The 17,090-nt window shown below is 67.9% G+C and carries 16 protein-coding genes; 11 read left to right on the top strand and 5 right to left on the bottom strand.

Translation table 11 applies throughout. The features are described from left to right. Window positions 1-28: 28 nt before the first annotated feature. On the bottom strand, window positions 29-1,165 hold the full coding sequence (locus tag MUG96_RS06715; RefSeq protein WP_246987682.1) for a halocyanin domain-containing protein: 1,137 nt from the start codon (window positions 1,163-1,165) through the stop codon (window positions 29-31). Between the two features lie 165 nt (window positions 1,166-1,330). Between MUG96_RS06715 and MUG96_RS06720 the strand changes: the two genes are divergently transcribed. The 6 genes from MUG96_RS06720 to MUG96_RS06745 all read left to right on the top strand — a co-directional run bounded on the left by MUG96_RS06720 (window position 1,331) and on the right by MUG96_RS06745 (window position 9,588). Next, window positions 1,331-1,744: a DUF7541 family protein gene (locus tag MUG96_RS06720; RefSeq protein ID WP_246987683.1), complete on the top strand. Its 414-nt coding sequence runs from the start codon at window positions 1,331-1,333 to the stop codon at window positions 1,742-1,744. 88 nt (window positions 1,745-1,832) lie between these two features. Then, a complete protein-coding gene (locus MUG96_RS06725) occupies window positions 1,833-2,135 on the top strand; it encodes a DUF6684 family protein (protein WP_246987684.1) in 303 nt (100 codons plus the stop codon). 126 nt (window positions 2,136-2,261) lie between these two features. Then, window positions 2,262-4,085: a cytochrome c oxidase subunit I gene (gene ctaD, locus MUG96_RS06730; protein WP_246987686.1), complete on the top strand. Its 1,824-nt coding sequence runs from the start codon at window positions 2,262-2,264 to the stop codon at window positions 4,083-4,085. A gap of 79 nt (window positions 4,086-4,164) precedes the next feature. Continuing rightward, window positions 4,165-5,988 (top strand): LEA type 2 family protein, encoded by a 1,824-nt coding sequence (locus tag MUG96_RS06735; RefSeq protein WP_246987688.1) that lies wholly within the window; start codon window positions 4,165-4,167, stop codon window positions 5,986-5,988. Window positions 5,989-6,102: 114 nt separating this feature from the next. After that, window positions 6,103-8,310, top strand: a complete 2,208-nt coding sequence (gene purL / locus MUG96_RS06740; RefSeq protein WP_246987690.1) for a phosphoribosylformylglycinamidine synthase subunit PurL — start codon at window positions 6,103-6,105, stop codon at window positions 8,308-8,310. A gap of 24 nt (window positions 8,311-8,334) precedes the next feature. Continuing rightward, entirely contained in the window at window positions 8,335-9,588 is a 1,254-nt protein-coding gene (locus MUG96_RS06745) for a hypothetical protein (protein ID WP_246987691.1), read from the top strand. Here the strand turns inward: MUG96_RS06745 and MUG96_RS06750 are convergent. Then, on the bottom strand, window positions 9,585-9,746 hold the full coding sequence (locus MUG96_RS06750) for a DUF7550 family protein (RefSeq protein ID WP_246987692.1): 162 nt from the start codon (window positions 9,744-9,746) through the stop codon (window positions 9,585-9,587). The two genes, MUG96_RS06745 and MUG96_RS06750, sit on opposite strands and share 4 nt — an antisense overlap. Before the next feature lie 97 nt (window positions 9,747-9,843). Between MUG96_RS06750 and hisF the strand changes: the two genes are divergently transcribed. Both hisF and MUG96_RS06760 read left to right on the top strand, forming a co-directional pair. Next, window positions 9,844-10,659 carry an imidazole glycerol phosphate synthase subunit HisF gene (gene hisF / locus MUG96_RS06755; RefSeq protein ID WP_246987693.1) on the top strand — a complete coding sequence of 272 codons (816 nt, stop codon included), beginning with the start codon at window positions 9,844-9,846 and terminating at the stop codon, window positions 10,657-10,659. Window positions 10,660-10,719: 60 nt separating this feature from the next. Then, window positions 10,720-11,610 (top strand): hypothetical protein, encoded by an 891-nt coding sequence (locus MUG96_RS06760; RefSeq protein ID WP_246987694.1) that lies wholly within the window; start codon window positions 10,720-10,722, stop codon window positions 11,608-11,610. On the opposite strand, the gene MUG96_RS06765 is transcribed toward MUG96_RS06760, so the two are convergent. Further along, the gene (locus tag MUG96_RS06765) at window positions 11,607-11,891 is read right to left on the bottom strand and encodes a DNA-directed RNA polymerase subunit L (protein WP_246987695.1); all 285 of its coding nucleotides are present in this window, start codon (window positions 11,889-11,891) and stop codon (window positions 11,607-11,609) included. The two genes, MUG96_RS06760 and MUG96_RS06765, sit on opposite strands and share 4 nt — an antisense overlap. Window positions 11,892-12,054: 163 nt before the next feature. On the opposite strand from MUG96_RS06765, the gene MUG96_RS06770 reads away from it, so the two are divergent. Continuing rightward, window positions 12,055-14,481, top strand: coding sequence for a DUF7527 domain-containing protein (locus tag MUG96_RS06770; protein ID WP_246987696.1), 2,427 nt, complete (start codon window positions 12,055-12,057; stop codon window positions 14,479-14,481). Here MUG96_RS06770 and MUG96_RS06775 read toward each other — a convergent pair. Then, on the bottom strand, window positions 14,478-14,783 hold the full coding sequence (locus MUG96_RS06775; protein ID WP_246987697.1) for a hypothetical protein: 306 nt from the start codon (window positions 14,781-14,783) through the stop codon (window positions 14,478-14,480). The genes MUG96_RS06770 and MUG96_RS06775 overlap by 4 nt on opposite strands. Before the next feature lie 259 nt (window positions 14,784-15,042). Here MUG96_RS06775 and MUG96_RS06780 point away from each other — a divergent pair, with 259 nt between their 5' ends. Continuing rightward, window positions 15,043-16,368 carry an adenylosuccinate synthase gene (locus MUG96_RS06780; RefSeq protein ID WP_246987699.1) on the top strand — a complete coding sequence of 442 codons (1,326 nt, stop codon included), beginning with the start codon at window positions 15,043-15,045 and terminating at the stop codon, window positions 16,366-16,368. 3 nt (window positions 16,369-16,371) lie between these two features. Here the strand turns inward: MUG96_RS06780 and MUG96_RS06785 are convergent, their stop codons facing one another. Further along, window positions 16,372-16,767, bottom strand: a complete 396-nt coding sequence (locus MUG96_RS06785) for a truncated hemoglobin (RefSeq protein ID WP_246987701.1) — start codon at window positions 16,765-16,767, stop codon at window positions 16,372-16,374. 101 nt (window positions 16,768-16,868) lie between these two features. Here MUG96_RS06785 and MUG96_RS06790 point away from each other — a divergent pair, with 101 nt between their 5' ends. Further along, window positions 16,869-17,063 (top strand): methytransferase partner Trm112, encoded by a 195-nt coding sequence (locus tag MUG96_RS06790; protein WP_246987703.1) that lies wholly within the window; start codon window positions 16,869-16,871, stop codon window positions 17,061-17,063. Window positions 17,064-17,090 lie beyond the last annotated feature (27 nt).

Raw genomic sequence — 17,090 nt, forward strand, 5'->3', positions numbered from 1 at the left:
CCCTGCCTGTGGTACCCGGCGAGTGCCGTCACTCAGGCGTGTCGTAGTCGCCGCCGTACCGCATGAAGAAGTAGGCGAGCCCGAGCGTCGCGGCCATGACGAAACTGGTCGCGACGCCGATGGTCTTTGCGCTGTTGGGGAACACGGACCCGCCGCCGCCACCACCGCCGCCGGCCGGGGCGACCGTCGGCACGTCGTCGCCGACGACGATCACGCCTTTCATCCCCAGTGACTTGTGCGGGGCACAGTAGTACTGGTAGACACCGGACTCCTCGAAGGTGTACTCGAAGTTGACGCCGGCCGACGCGACCGCGGAGCCGGAGTCGAAGGTCTCGTCCTCGGCGATGACGTTGTGACCGCCGCCCTCGCCGGTCCACTCCCACTTGACCGTCGTGCCGGTGTCGACCCAGACGGCTGCCGGACCGAACCCGTAGGGCTGGCCGCCGTTGTCGACGCCGACTTCGACGGTGGCCTCGCCCTGTCCACGCATACTGGTGACGGACCCGCCGTAGTTCTCGACGTCGTCGAGATAGCCACCGAGGTCGGGCTGGCCGGCGGCACCGCCGCCACCGCCGCCACCACCGCTTTCGGTGCCGCTGCCCATCGTGGTCGTCCCGCCACCGCCGCCGACGCCGGGGAACGGGCCGGTCGTCGTCGGGTAGTCGTCGCCGACGACGATGGCTCCCTTCATCCCGAGCGCCTTGTGCGGCGTACAGAAGTAGTTGTACACGCCGTCTCCCTCGAAGGTGTACTCGAAGTTGACGCCGGCCGAGGCGACGGGGTCGCCCGAGTCGAAGGCGCCGCCCTCGTTGACGACGTTGTGGCCGCCACCCTCGCCAGTCCACTCGAAGACCACCGTCGTCCCGCTGTCGATGTGGACCGCGGCCGGCGCGAAGGCGAACGCGCCGTTGTTGCCCTGCGCGCCGACCTCGATAGTGATTTCGTCCTGTCCGCGCTCGTCGACGACCTCGCCCTCGAAGTTGCTGACGTCTTCGAGGTAGCCGCCGAAGTCCGGGCGGGTCTCCCCGCTCGCGGTCCCGGTCGGCGTGCCGGTCGTAGTCCCGTCCTGTGCGGCTGCGGTCCCGCTCGCCGCGGCCACTGCGGTACCGCCCGCCGCCGTCCGCAGGAAGCCCCGGCGCGAGACGCCCGTGGTCCGGTCGCTCATACGATGCGCTTGGGTGAGGGGTGTAGTGAATATGTTGGTTCCGACTCGTCGTCGGTGCCCACCCCCGTGACGGTGCTGGCGTCGGCGTCCGGCCCGCTGGCGGCCGGGAACCGGTCTCGGCTGCATTCCGGTGTACATTTCACCGCCGAACCGCAAGGTCGGTGTATGGAAGAAGACCCGGGATTGAGCGATCAGTACCGCATGGCCAGCCCCTGGCCCGTGTTCGTCGCGCTCGGGCTAGCGATCTCCGAAGTCGGCATCGTCGTGGGCATCTTCTCCGTCGCGGTCGGCGGCCTTCTCCTGTTCGGCGGGAGCGTCGCCGGCATCCTCAAAGAGTCGGGCTACGTCGCCCAGCTGTGGGGGTCGCTGCTCGCGTTCGGTGTCGTCCTCGTCGCCATCGGCGGCGGCCTGTTCGTCTCACAGGTCGACCCCGGTACCATCGCCGTCCTCGACGTGATCGCCGAACCCGCGGGCTACGGCGCCGTCGTCCCGCGGGCGCTGGCTATCGGCGTCTCCGGCGTCATCCTGCTCGCCGCCGGCGGGACCGGGCGCGTCCTCGAAGGCAACGTCGAGGCCTGAGGCTCTCGGGCCGGACCACGCGGTGAACGGCACCGTCCGGTCGCGAGATTTCGACACTCTATTTACCGGGCACTGGAAACGGTCGTGTATGGTACTCGGATTCGACCGCGAAACGATGCTCGACCTCACGGTCAACGTGATACCGCTCGGTATTCTGGTCTTTTTCATCGTCGCTTTCGCCGTCGCCAACCCGTTCGGCTGGGACAACCTCATCTCCGGGCTCCAGTTCGCCATCGTCATCGTCACCTTCGTGCTGCTCGTCGTCCTCACCTACTACGCGGGGAAGGCGATCCAGGAGGCCGAAGGGGAGATGGAGGTCGAACCCGGCGAGTCAGCGGCACCCGTCGCCGCCGAGGGCGAGGGCTCGGGCGACGAGGAACCGACGACCTGAGGCCGAGCGTTCCCACGGTGGGCGCGAACCGACCAGCGTGCAGCCTAGCGGTTTGTGCGGCGCATCGACGGCTGTGACGCGAATCGAATGGAACCTTTCTTTAGGGACCAGTCCTGAGAGGCGAATATGGCAGGAGAACAGCTTGCGCTGACGGTGCTGATGGGGGTCTTCCTCGTCGCCGTCGCGGTCGCGCTCTCTCGGGTCGAGGACTGGCGTTCGTACACGCCACTCGCCGGCGGCGGCGCGCTCGGCGAGGAGACGTCCTACGGACACGACGAGAAGCCGGCCGGCATCGTTCGCTGGCTCACGACGGTCGACCACAAGGACATCGGGTTCCTGTACGGCACGTACGCTATCATCGCCCTCGCGGTCGGGGGAATCATGGCGATGCTCATCCGGATTCAACTGCTCGCGCCGGAGGGCGCGATCATCGGGAACAGCTTCTACAATTCGATCCTGACCAGTCACGGGATCACGATGCTGTTCCTGTTCGGGACGCCGATCATCGCGGCGTTCGCGAACTACTTCGTCCCGCTCCTCATCGGGGCCGACGACATGGCGTTCCCGCGGATCAACGCCATCGCGTTCTGGTTGCTCCCGCCGGGCGCCATCCTCATCTGGGCCGGTTTCTTCACCGCACCCCTCACCGGGAACGCGGTCGAACCCGCCCAGACGGCCTGGACGATGTACACGCCGCTGTCGGCCGAACAGGCCAACCCCGGCGTGGACCTGATGCTGCTCGGGCTGCACCTGACCGGCGTCTCGGCGACGATGGGGGCGATCAACTTCATCGCGACCATCTTCACCGAACGCGGTGAGGACGTCAACTGGGCCAACCTCGACATCTTCTCGTGGACGATCCTCACCCAGTCGGCGCTGATCCTCTTCGCCTTCCCGCTTTTGGGCAGCGCGCTCATCATGCTGCTGCTGGACCGGAACTTCGCCACGACGTTCTTCGCGGTCGAAGGTGGCAGTCCGATACTGTGGCAACACCTGTTCTGGTTCTTCGGTCACCCCGAAGTGTACATCCTCGTGCTCCCGCCGATGGGACTCGTCAGTTACATCCTGCCGCGCTTCAGCGGCCGGAAGCTGTTCGGGTTCAAGTTCGTCGTCTACTCGACGCTCGCAATCGGCGTCCTGTCGTTCGGCGTCTGGGCACACCACATGTTCACCACCGGGATGGACCCCCGGCTACAGGCGAGTTTCATGGCGGTATCGTTAGCGATCGCGATACCGTCCGCCGTCAAGACGTTCAACTGGATCACGACGATGTGGAACGGCAAGATTCGGACGACAGCGCCGATGCTGTTCTGCATCGGGTTCATCTCGAACTTCATCCTCGGTGGCGTCACCGGCGTGTTCCTCGCGGCGGTGCCGGTCAACCAGATCCTCCACGACACCTACTACGTGGTCGGCCACTTCCACTACATCGTGATGGGTGCCATCGGCTTCGCGGTGTTCGCCGGCATCTACTACTGGTTCCCGATCTTCACCGGTCGGATGTACCAGCGGACGCTGGCGAAGTGGCATTTCTGGCTGTCGATGATCGGCACCAACCTCACCTTCTTCGCCATGCTCGCGCTGGGCTACCTGGGGATGCCCCGCCGGTATGCGACCTACGCCTTCGACGGCGCACTCGCGCCGCTGGCCCAGGTCACGAACTTCCACGCGCTCGCGAGCGCCGGCGCGATCATCCTCTTCGTCGGCCAGCTCATCTTCGTCTGGAACCTCGTTCAGTCCTGGATGGAGGGCGCGACGGTCGACGAGGAGGACCCGTGGAACCTCAAGGAAGAGGCGCCGACTCTCTACGGCCGCGAGTTCCAGTGGCACGAACAGCGCCTCGCCACCGCCATCCCGGACGGCGGCGAGGAAGAGGAGGAACCGATGACTGACGGCGGGACGGAAGCCACCACTGACGCTGGCGAGGAAGACGCAACCGCCGACGACTGAGAACGCCTCGTTTTCACCGCTCGATATCCCCGCTCGTTTTGGCAATAAGACTCATCCCCGCTGATTGCCGAGTGGGTGTATGGTATCCCGGAGGCGTGCGCTCAAACTCGGCGGTGCGGGGCTCGCCGTCGTGCTCGTTCTCGCGGTCGTGCTCGTAGCGGCCCTCGCGACGACGGGCGTACTCGCGGCGCCGACGGTCGAGTCGACACAGAGTCAGTGGGGCGCGGTCGAGGGGCAGACGACGGGTATCGAGACGTCGGTCACGGTGACGAACCCGAACCCCGTCGGGATTCCCGGCCTGTTGACCGTCGACTACACGGCCAGGCTCAACGACGTAACGCTCGCACAGGGGGCCGAGCAGGGCGTCGGCTTCGGGACCGGGACGAACGAACTTGCCCTCACGACGGAGATGGAGAACGCCCGCATCGCCGACTGGTGGGTGACCCACGTCAACAACGGCGAGCAGTCCGAACTCGCGTTGACGGGGACGGTTTCGGGCCCCGGCTTCTCGCGGGCAGTGCCCGCCGATCGGACGACCATCGAGACGGATATCCTCGCCGGGTTCACGAACGAGGAGCCGCGAACGGTGACGATCAGAAACGAGTCGGTCATGCGCATCAGCGACGAGACGGCGACGTGGGGCGAGGCCGACGCCGAGGCCTCGCCGATCCGGTTCTCCTCGACGGTCGAGAACACACACGACTACGACGTGACCCTCGACGGCGTCGAGTACGTGGTGACGATGAACGGCGTCCGACTGGGGCAGGAACGCCGCGAGTCCGGCATCGACGTGGAACCCGGCGAGACGGGCGAACTGAACGTGACCGTCGACCTGGAGACGGCGAAGATGGCCGACTGGTGGCCGGAACACGTCCGGGACGACGAGCGGAGCGAACTCCGCGTCGAGATGTACGGGCTGGTCGACGACGACGGCGAGCGGAAGCGCGTTCCGATGCGGCTGTTCGAGAAGTCGCTGACGCTTGAGACGGACATGCTCGGTGACGGCGCGACGAGCGTCGAGCCGATGGAGACGCCGACGAACGGCACCGACTTCGCGGACCCTGAGGTCACGGGGACGAGCCAGGAGTGGGGCGCAGTGACCGACGAGCGGACGGACATCGAGACGACGGCGACGCTGTCGGCACCCGAACAGGAGATCAACGACCTGCTGACGCTGGACATCGAACAGCGGACGGCGGTCAACGGCGTCCGGGTCGCGACGGGGTCGACGACCGTCGGGACGGTCACCGCCGGCGAGACGCAACTCTCGTTCACGTCGCCGATGGACAACGGCGAGACGCCGGAGTGGTGGGCCAGACACCTCAACCGCGGTGAGGAGTCGGTAGTGGCGACGGTCCCGACCGCGACCGCGGACGTGGGCATCACGAAGTTCGACACCGACCTCGCCGAGCGGCGGGGGACGACCGAGACCGACGTGCTGGCGGACATGAACGGCGAGCGCGACGAGACGATCACGGTCGACGGCCGGGAGGCGCTGACCGTCGAGCGCGTGCAGTCCTCGTGGGGCGAGGCGACGCCGGAGACGGCGCCGCTCGACGTGCGGACGACGGTCTCGAACGAACTCCCGGCCCGGATGACGATCACGGATATCCGGTATCGGGTGACGCTGAACGAGGTGGTGCTCGCCGACAGGAAGGCACCGAACAGCCACCGGATTCCCGGTGGGGAGACGCGAACGCTCCCGATAGCGATGGAACTGGACAACGGGAAGATGGACGAGTGGTGGCCGACGCACGTCCGGAACGGCGAGCGGTCGCGGCTGAACGTGACCGTCATCGCGACGGCCGAAAGCCGGCTCGGTTCCGAGCGGCGACCGCTGGACGCGCTGGGGCAAAACTCGACGTTCGAGACGGATATGCTGAACGCGACCGACGGTGAGTGAGCGAGGCCGGCGGGGCGGGCCCGTCCCTCGCGCGGTCCCGTCCGTCACGGGGTTCGTCCCGCGCCCGCCCGCGTATGGAAAGCGATTTAGCCGGTCTGGGGTAAGGCCCCGGCAATGAGTCTGTCCGATGGGGACCACGACCTCGTGACCGCGGAACTCGGCCGCGAGCCGACCCCGGCCGAGACCGCGCTCTTCGAGAACCTCTGGAGCGAACACTGCGCGTACCGCTCCTCGCGGCCGTTGCTCTCGGCGTTCGACAGCGAGGGCGACCGGGTCGTCGTCGGGCCCGGCGACGACGCCGCGGTCGTCGCCCTCCCCGACACCGAGGGTGAGAACAGCGAGACCTACATCACGATGGGTATCGAGAGCCACAACCACCCTTCCTACGTCGACCCGTTCGACGGCGCGGCGACCGGCGTCGGCGGCATCGTCCGCGACACGCTCTCGATGGGTGCCTACCCCATCGCGCTCGCGGACTCCCTCTACTTCGGCGGCTTCGACCGCGAACACTCCCGCTACCTCTTCGAGGGAGTCGTCGAGGGTATCTCCCACTACGGGAACTGCATCGGCGTCCCCACCGTCACGGGCAGCGTCGCCTTCCACGACGACTACGAGGGCAACCCCCTGGTGAACGTGGCCTGCGTCGGGTTGATCGACGATCCCGACCGCATGGTAACCGCCGAGGCCCAATCGGCGGGGAACGAGCTCGTACTGGTCGGGAACGCCACCGGCCGCGACGGTCTCGGCGGCGCATCCTTCGCCAGCGAGGACCTCGCGGAGGACGCCGAGACGGAGGACCGGCCGGCGGTCCAGGTCGGCGACCCCTACACGGAGAAACTGCTCATCGAGGCCAGCGAGGACCTCATCGAGGCGGGAGTCATCGAGTCCGCCCGCGACCTCGGCGCGGCGGGGCTGGGCGGTGCGACCAGCGAACTCGTCGCCAAGGGCGGGCTGGGCGCCCACATCGAACTCGAACGGGTCCACCAGCGCGAGCCGAACATGAACGCGCTGGAAATCCTGCTCGCCGAGTCCCAGGAGCGGATGGCCTACGAAGTGAAACCCGAGAACGTCGAGGCGGTCCGCGAGATCGCCGAGCGCTACGACCTCGGCTGCTCGGTCATCGGCGAGGTCACCGAGGGCAACTACGTCTGTGAGTTCGAAGGCGAGACGGTCGTCGACGCCCCCGCGGAGTTCCTGGGGGACGGCGCGCCGATGAACGACCTGCCCGCCGAGGAGCCGACCCAGCCGGAACGGGACCTGCCCGACGCGGACCTCACCGAGGCCTTCGAGGCGGTCGTCGGGAGTCCGAACACGGCCTCGAAGCGCTGGGTCTACCGGCAGTACGACCACGAGGTACAGGTCCGGACGGCGACGCCGCCGGGCGACGACGCCGCGGTGCTCGCGATCCGAGAGCGGGCGGAACGGAGTTCCGCCGATGGGTTGAGCGGCGACAGCCGCGAGACGGGCGTCGGCCTCGCGTTCTCCTCGGGTGCCGACCCCAACTGGACGACGGCCGCACCGTACGAGGGTGCCCGCGCGGTCGCGCTGGAGAACGCCACGAACGTCGCGGCGAAGGGCGCGACGCCGCTCGCGGCGGTCGACTGCCTGAACGGCGGCAACCCGGAGAAACCGGACGTGTACGGCGGCTTCAAGAACATCGTCGACGGGCTGGCGGACATGTGCAGCGAACTCGACGTGCCCGTCGTCGGCGGGAACGTCTCGCTGTACAACGACTCGGCGGCCGGCCCCATTCCGCCGACGCCGACGCTCGCGCTGGTCGGGACCAAGGAGGGGTACGCTGCGCCGCCGGCCGCGTTCTCGGGCGAGGGCGACCTGCTCGTCGTCGGCGACCTGCCGCTCTCGGGCGACACGGAGGCGCGACTCGGCGGCTCCGAATACCTCGCACAGCAGGGCGGGAGCGATCGATTCCCCGAACTGCCCGAGGACGCGCCGGCGTTCGTCGAGACGCTCGCCGAAGTGGCGGACCACGAGGCCACGCTCGCTGTCCACGACACGAGTCACGGCGGCCTCGCGGTCACGCTCGCGGAGATGGTCACGGCCGAGGCGGGCGCGACCGTCGAACTCGACGGCGACGCCGACCCCGCCGAACTGCTCTTTCACGAACAGCCCGGCCGGGTCGTCGTGGAGACTACGGACCCGGCGGCCGTTCGGGAGGCGTTCGACGGCGTGGCACCGGTCACCGCCGTCGGCGCGACCGACGGCTCGGGAGCGCTCGGCCTGACGGTCGCGGGCGAACGGCTCAGCTACGACAGCGAGGAGATCGCGGAACTGCGGGCCGTCATCGAACGGGAACTTTCCTAACAGCGGGTTCCCTACACCCGGGTGATGTCCGCCCGGATCGCCCTCCTCCTCCTCGCTCTGGTCGCCGTCGCGGGCTGTAGCGCGCCGACCAGTTCGCCCGCCGATACGGCGGCCACGACCGCATCGCCCACTTCGGAACCGGTGGCCGCCACCACTGCGACGCCACAAACCACCACGGAGGCGCGCTCGACGGGTTCGACCGGCGACGCCGCGACGGTTCCGGTGGTCGGCGGTCGCCTCGGGACGGATCAGGACCGGGTATTCCGCCACGTGACCGCACAACTCGGCGTCGACGCGCGGCCGCCGGACCGCATCCGGATCGTCGACCCCGCCGAGACCAGGACCGACCCGCGGCCGCCGGAGTTCCTCCGCCTCCTGGGTGCCCGGTCCCCGCCAGGGGCCGGGTTCGCCGCACAGACCATCGGGACCGATCTGATCCGCGTCAACCGGAGCGTCGCGACGCGGCCGCGCATCGAGAGCGTCCTCGCCCACGAGTACGTCCACGTCGTCCAGAATCAGCGGAACGTCTCGGGACGGATGTACCTCGCCTGGGACGAGGTCCCCTCCGGCGTCGAGCAGCGACTGCTTACCCTGAGCGTCAAGGAAGGGGCGGCGACGTACACGGCCGATCGGTACGGGCGTGCCCACACCGACACGCTCCCGCAGGGGACCCGCTACGGTCGGTTCTACCGGCAACGCGACACCGCCGGCGGTCGGTACTTCATGGCACCGTACTGGTACGGGTACCGGTACGTGGCCGACCGCGTAGCGGACAACGACACGCTCGCGTCGGTCTACGACCGGCCGCCGCGGACGACCGAGGCGATACTCCACCGACTGGAACCGGGCGCGGAACCGCCCGCGAACCTCTCGGTGGCGGTCACGGCGGAGCGGTGGCGACCGGCCGACCGCCAGCGTGTCGGCGAACTCGGCACCCGGATCGCGCTCTCGGCGTCCCTGAACGCCTCGCGGGCCGCAGCCGGGGCCGACGGGTGGGGCAACGACACGCTCATCCCCTTCAGCCACGGCTCGGAGCGGGGGTACGTCTGGGTTCTCCGCTGGGACGACGCGGCGAACGAAAGCGAATTCCGGGCGGCGTTCACGACTGCTCTCGACCGGCGGGCGACGCGCACGGACGCGGGGTGGCGTGACGGCGACACCGCCTTCCGCGTCCGGACGGACGGGAATCGCACCACGACCGTCTTCGCCGGCCCGCCCGCGTTCGTTCGGAACGCGAGCGTCGACGTGGGGCGGCGGGTGCGTGTTCGCGGTCCCTAGGCCAGGAGGAGCGGGACGCCGAACGTGATGGCGACGCCGACGAGCATGACGACGAAGCCGGTAAGCACGTCGCTCATCGAGTAGTCGCTCTGGGGTGCAGTGCTGCGCTCCGGCGGGTCCGGGTAGTCGTTGTCGACTTCCTCGTGGTCGTCGCTCATATCCCCCGGTTCCGGCGGCGGGTACTTCGACCTGTCGGAAGCGCGTTGCGGCGAACGAAACCGTGAAACCCGGGACGCGCGAACCCCGAGACAGTAGATGACCCTCACCAAGCGCATCATCCCGTGTATCGACGTGGACCTGGACGAGGACGGGAACCCCGCGGTGTACACGGGCGTCAACTTCGAGGACCTCGAGTACACCGGCGACCCGGTCGAGATGGCGAAAAAATACAACGAGGCCGGGGCCGACGAGTTCGTCTTCCTCGACATCACCGCTTCCGCGGAGGGGCGGGAGACGATGCTCCACGTCGTCGAGTCCATCGCCGACGAGGTGTTCATCCCGCTGACCGTCGGCGGCGGCATCCGCACGCGCGAGGACGTGAAAGAGACCCTGCGTGCGGGCGCGGACAAGGTCTCCATCAACACGGGTGCGCTGGAGCGCCCCGAACTCATCGAAGAGGGCGCGGCGGCCTTCGGGAGCCAGTGTATCGTCATCAGCGTCGACGCCCGCCGCCGGTTCGACGAGGCCGGGGACCACTACGTCGAGGTCGACGGCGAGTCCTGCTGGTTCGAGTGTACGGTCAAGGGCGGCCGCGAGGGGACGGACATCGACGTGCTCTCGTGGGCCGAGGAGGCAGAGGAGCGCGGCGCGGGCGAACTGTTCGTCAACTCCATCGACGCCGACGGGACGAAAGACGGCTACGACATCCCGCTGACGAAGGCGGTCTGTGACACCGTCTCGACGCCGGTCATCGCCTCCTCGGGCTGTGGCGGCCCCGAGGACATGTACGAGGTGTTCACCGACGCCGGTGCCGACGCGGGACTCGCCGCCTCGATCTTCCACTTCGGCGAGTACTCCATCGCGGAGACGAAGGAGTACCTGGACGAGCGGGGCGTGCCGGTGCGGCTGTGAGGGGCCCGCGAGCGACTGCTTTCCGCAGGCTTTTGCGCTCCCGCCCCCTCCTCCCCGGTAGTGAAGTGGCGTTGTGAGTGGTGTGGGAAACCACACACCGAGAACGATCCGCCCTGTGACAACTGCGGGCACAGCGAGTTCGAGAAAGCGGTGGTCCCCGCGGCCCCGGAGGGCGACGAGACGACCTCGGACGCCTATGGGTACGTCTGGGTCTGTACCGAGTGTGGTAACGACCACCCGAAGAACACGCCGCCCTGTGACCGCTGTGGTCACGACACTTTCGAGCGCCAGCCCATCGATTTCGACGAGGAGGAGGTAATGAGCGAGATGCTCGGCGGGTCGGAAACGGCGAGCACGCCGTCGGCCGACGTAGGCTATCTGGACGTTCTCGACGCGAAACTCGTGGTCGCGTTCATCGCGGTGCTGGGGCTGGTCGTCGTCATCGGGCTGGGCGCCGTCGGTATCGTCGACCTCACGCGGTACGGCATCGGTCCCTCTCCGGGCCCCGTTCCGGGCAATGCGACGACGGCCGGCTCGCTCTCGCTCGCGGAGGTGGAGGCCGCGTACGTTTCCGAACTGAACGAGCGGCGGGCGGACGGGGGGTTCGACGAACTCACGCGGGACGATCAGATCGCGGACGCGGTCCGGTTCGCCAACCAGCAGCGGGTCCGGGCGGCCTACGGCGACGGATCACCGGCTAACGAGGAAGAGATCGAGTCGCGAATCGGCGACGCGTGTGGCGACCGCATCCTCGTCGACGAGTTCGAGGTCGAGACGGACCTCGACACGGACTCGACCGCCTTCGAGTCCGAGCGCGCACTGGCGCGAGCCTTGCTGAACGCTTCCGGCCGAAGCGGCGGTGCGTTCGTGGAACCGGACCGCGGCCGGACCGGTGTGGACGTCCACGTCGCGCCCGACGGGACGGTGTACGTGCTGCAGTACGCCTGTTAGGCTGCGCTCTGGAACGATTCCTTGAAGCCGGTGGCCTTGTCCATGACGCGGTCGGCACCGGCTTCGAGCGCGTCGAGCGCGTCGACGTCCTCGCCGGTCTTGATGGTGAGGATCGGATCGGTCTGGCCCCCGGACTGCTCGGGGTTCATGTCGTAGGTGGCGGCCTCGACGCCCTCGCTCTCCAGCAGCGCGCCCTTGAGGACGTTCATGAACGTGTGGTCCTCGCCGGCGATCTCGATAGAGAGTTCCGTGTCGGTCTTCTCGATGACCCGCAGTTCCATACCCACGTTTCCACTCTTGGCGGCATTGAAGGTTACGAAGCGGTCGGTTCGCTGTGACGGACGCTGTCACCCGTCGGCGCCCGCTCCGTCGGCTCCCGGCCCGACGCTGGCTGGGGTGTGCTCCCCGCAAAGTATTTGGGATGCATGGGACTTGTGAAATACAATGAGTACGCGCGCCGTCGAGCAGGTGGACGACTGGGACACACGGTCGTTCTCGGGCGGGTATCGTGGCCTGCACGACCTGGCGGACGAGGGGTTCTCCGGTATCGTCACCGTCGGGCCAACCCGGCTGTGTATGACCAAAGGGACCGTCGTCGGCGTTCTCGACGGTGCTATCGAGGACTTCGAGGATGCCTCGGGGACGGCCCACGTCGCACCCTCGCCCGCGCTCCCCCTGCTGGCGGTCATGCAGGAGGGAAACAGCGAGGTGCAGGCACAGTACTACACGGAGGAGACGCCGATCCGCGAGGTCAACGGGACGCTCTCGGACGGCAACTTCACCGGCTACATCGAACTCTCCGAGAACGTCCTCAGCGGCGATTACTACGTGGTCTACCACCAGGGCCGCTCGATGAGCGTCGCGTACGTCGGCAACACCAAACAGTTCCTCTCCGAGGACGAGGCGTTCCAGCGCGCCAACGACGAGGTCGGTATCTACGAGGTCGTCGACGCGGGCGTCGACGTGACGGAAATCCCCGAGCCAGCGGGCGCGGCCGGAGGCGACACGGGGACAGCGGACGCCGCTACCGGTGCTGCGGCGGCCGCGGAGACTGCCGATGCCGACGCGACGGAGGCCGCGGAGACGACTGCCGCGACGGACGACTCCGCAACCGCTGACGCCGATACGGCGGCTGACAGCGACGCGGACCCGGCTGGTGCGTCGGCGACCGATACCGATCCGGAGCCGGAGGGGGCGACCGCGACGGAGTCGGCCGACGGGGAGGCCGACCGCACGGCCCAGGCGGACACCGGGTCGACCCCGGACCGGCGCGAGGAGGGCGGCAGTCGGGACGAACGCCAGGGGGCCGGTGACCGCGGGGAATCGCGGACGGAGACGCGAAGCGAAGGACGCGACACCGCAGCCGAGACGCGGTCTCGCACGGACGAGCGCGATCAACGCGACCGAGCGGAGGGTGGCTCGCGGTCACGGAGCGGGGAGGCCGATTCCCGGGGGGACGACGCGACGCGGTCGCGCGGTCGGGACCAGTCGCGCGGTGGGGCTGGCTCGCGGACCGAGTCGGGCGGCACCGGTGGAGCGCGCCGCGAAGACGCCGGTCGGTCGAGCGAGTCGACGGGCGGGGCGGCCGCCGGCGGTTCGCGCCGAGGTGGCCGCGGCACGACTGGCGGCTCGGCGGACGCTGGCTCTGTCGGTGACCTCGAAACCCGGTCGATTCCCTCGCTCGACCCGTCGCGGACGGCGGAACCCGAAAGCGAGGAAGCGAACGCGCCGGGCGGGGGTGTCGCGAGCCCGCAGCCCGAACCGGAGCCACGCGGCGGGACGCCGGGACGGGAGCCGTCCCGCGACCCAAACCAGGGCGCTGCTCCGGCCGCCGGCGACGCCCGCGACCCGGCCGACGACCGGGCAGGCGAGCCGGCGGACACCGGTGGGCATCCGGGAGCCGGCACCGGCGGGGAGCCTGGCGAAATCGAACGCCTGGAGGCCGAACTCGACGACCGCGAGGCGGAGATCGACGAGCTGGAGGCGGAACTCGACGCACGCGACGAGCGGATCGAGGACCTGGAGGGGGAACTCGAGGAACTGCGGTCCGAGCGTGACGACCTCCAGGACCGGCTCGAACGGATGGAGTCCAGGATCGACGACCTCCGGACCGGCGAGGGCGGCGAGTCCATCGCCGACCGGCGGCGGATGGGTCCTGGGGAGGCCATCGAGGGGACGAACCTCTTCATCCGGTACGGCTCGAAAGGCGAGGCGACACTGGAGAACGCCCACGGCGGCAGCGCGACCCGCGAGGAGGTCAACGCGAACCTCGATATCCAGTACCACACGCAGTTCGAGGCCGGCGACGTGGCGGTCGACGGCGACCCGTTCGACGAGTACCTCGAAGGGACGATCCAGTACCGGTTCGTCGAGTGGGTCGTCCGCGTGCTTCCCTACGAGATACGCGATACCGGCCACGAGGGGGCGTTGAAGGACCTCTACGACGCCATGCCGCGGATCGACCGTGCGGAGCTGAACGGGACGATCAGCGTGGTCTACCAGGAGGACGGCGAGGAACAGCGCACCCAGGAGCGGTTCGACGTGGTTCTGCGCGACCGGATGGGTAATCCCCTCGCGGTGGCGAACATGAACGAGTCCCGGGACCCGGCGAGTCAGGGAATGATGGAGGGGCTGATCACAGCCGCGAGGCGGGTCAGCGAGTCGAAGGAGTCACTGGCCGGCGCCTTCCTGGTCACGTCGAGTTTCTTCGAACCGGAGGCGATGGAAGCGGCCTCGCAGGCGACTGGCGGCGGCCTGCTCAGTCGCGACAAACGCGAGAGTTTCGTGAAACTATCCAGAAAGGAAGGCTTCCATCTCTGTCTGGTCGAGGCCCGCGAAGCCCAGTTCAACCTCTCCGTGCCGGAAATCTAGCCTTCGATCTCGGCGACGTCTTCGATCTTCATCTCTTCGAGCTTGTCGATGATCGAGTCGATCTTCCCGTCCAGATCGTCGACGAACTCGGAGGTCTGTTCGGTCGTGATCGCGCCCTGACTCGAGGGTTCGATCAGGTTCTCCTCTTCGAGGACGCGCAGTGAGTACCGAACCTTGTGGTGTGGGTAGCCCGTCTCGTTGGACATCTTTACGATGCCGATAGGCTCGTTCTCGATCACCATCCGGAGAACCTGGAGATGGCGCTCGAGCATATCTACTTCCTTCTCAAGCCTGTCTATCATGGCAATTGTTAACTTGTGTTCGCGGGTTTTAAAGGTTGCTGTCCCGGGTACTTAAAAAACGACCGTGATAATCCGGTTCTAGGTCGCCTCTGTTAAACCTTCGTGGTGAGTCACCACGGCAAACCGTGACCAGGTCATCGATTGGACGGCGTACCATGGTAACCTTTCGGGCCGTGGCAGGATTGGCCGGGACCGTGACGGCACCTCGACGAGGGAGCCGACCGTTACCCCTTTATCGGGGTGTGCGCAAAGCCCGTTGATGACCGTAACTATCGTTGGGTCCCAACTCGGCGACGAGGGCAAAGGCGGCATCGTCGATCTCTATGGCGATGCGGCCGACATCGTCGTCCGCTATCAGGGCGGCGACAACGCCGGGCACACCGTCGTCTACGACGACGAGAAGTACAAGCTCTCGCTCGTCCCGAGCGGTGCCATCCGTGGCAAGGTCGGCGTTCTCGGGAACGGCTGTGTCGTCAATCCACGGACGCTGTTCGACGAAATCGACGACCTGCGAGAGCGCGGGCTCGACCCCGACGTTCGCGTCGCCGAGCGCGCACACGCGATTCTCCCCTACCACCGCCGGCTCGACGGTATCGAGGAGGAGGCGAAAGCCGACTCCGACCTCGACGCGGGGACCACCGGTCGCGGCATCGGCCCGACCTACGAGGACAAGGTCGGCCGCCGCGGTATCCGCATCGGCGACCTGCTCGACCCCGACGTACTGCGGGACCGCCTGGAGTACGTCGTTCCGCAGAAACGCGCCATCGTCGAGGACGTCTACGAGCTGGAGGCCGGCGAGGAACTCGATATCGACGCCCTCTTCGAGGAGTTCAGCGAGTTCGGTCGCCGGCTCCGTGAAGAGGAGATGACCATCAACGCCGGCGAGTTCGTCTCCGACCGCATCGCCGCCGGTGACAACGTCGTTTTCGAGGGCGCACAGGGCACCTCTATCGATATCGACCACGGCATCTACCCCTACGTCACGTCATCGAACCCCACGGCCGGCGGCGCCTGTACCGGCACCGGCATCGCGCCGACCACCGTCGGCCAGGGCGAGATCGTCGGCATCGTCAAGGCCTACCTCTCGCGGGTCGGAACCGGGCCGCTTCCGACGGAACTGGAGGGTGACGAGGAGAGCGAGGACCTCGCCCACTACATCCGCGAGGAGGGCGGCGAGTACGGGACCGTCACCGGCCGCCCGCGACGGGTCGGCTGGCTCGACATGCCGATGCTCCGCCACGCCACGAGGGCCTCCGGGTTCACCGGTCTCGCCGTCAACCACGTCGACGTGCTCGCCGGCCTCGACGAGGTGAAGGTCGGCCACTCCTACACGCTCGACGGCGAGGAGACGTTCACGATGCCCCCGACAACCGAGCGCTGGGGCGAGTGCGAACCCAACTACCGGACGTTCGACGGCTGGACCGACGCCAACTGGGACCTCGTCGCCGACGAGGGGTACGACGCCATCCCAGCGAACGCCCGCGAGTACCTGGAATACGTCAGCGACGAACTCGACACGCCAATCTACGCGGTCGGCGTCGGCCCGAACCGCGAACAGACCGCCGTCCTCGAACACCCGTTCTGACCCTTACTCCCCGCCGTCCCTGTCAGGCCCGGCGTCCGACGCCAGCAGATCGTCTTCGTACCGCGTAATCGCACCGACGACTGCGTCCCTGTCGGCACCGGCGACGCCGAACTCGGCGAGGCTCGCCTCCAGGTGGTCGACGGCCCGCTCGATGTGCGCTTCGGTGAACGGGACGTGCAGGTGGGCGTCCCGGACCGGGGGCCCGGTGTACTCCGCGGGGCCGCCAGCGGCCTCGACGAGGTGGTCGGTCTGGTCCTCACGCAGTGCCTCCATGTCGGTGTCCGCGAAAAAGGCGCCGAGGTCGTCGTCGTCGAGCAGTCGGTCGTAGAACTCGTCGACGACCGCCCGGATGCCGTCGCGTCCACCGAGCCTGTCGTACAGTGTTTCGCTCTCGGTCACGGTCGAGTCGAGGGGGTGGGGACGTTTAAGCGGTCGCCGACTCCTCGGAGCGTGGGAACGCTCCCGGCACGTTTTTGAGCGCCCCGCCCCGAACGGATGGTATGAAAGAGGACCTGATGGACATCATCTGCTGTCCGCTGGACAAACACGAATTGGAGCTGGAGGTCGTCCAGCGGACCGACGACGAGATCATGGAGGGTCGACTCGTCTGCACGGAGTGTGGCGAGGAGTACCCCATCGAGGACGGCATCCCGAACCTCCTCCCGCCGGATATGCGCGAGGAGTCCCCCGCCTGACGGCACCGGCCGTCGACCCGGGTGGTA

This window comes from Halorientalis marina, from assembly GCF_023028345.1.
GTDB lineage: Archaea > Halobacteriota > Halobacteria > Halobacteriales > Haloarculaceae > Halorientalis > Halorientalis marina.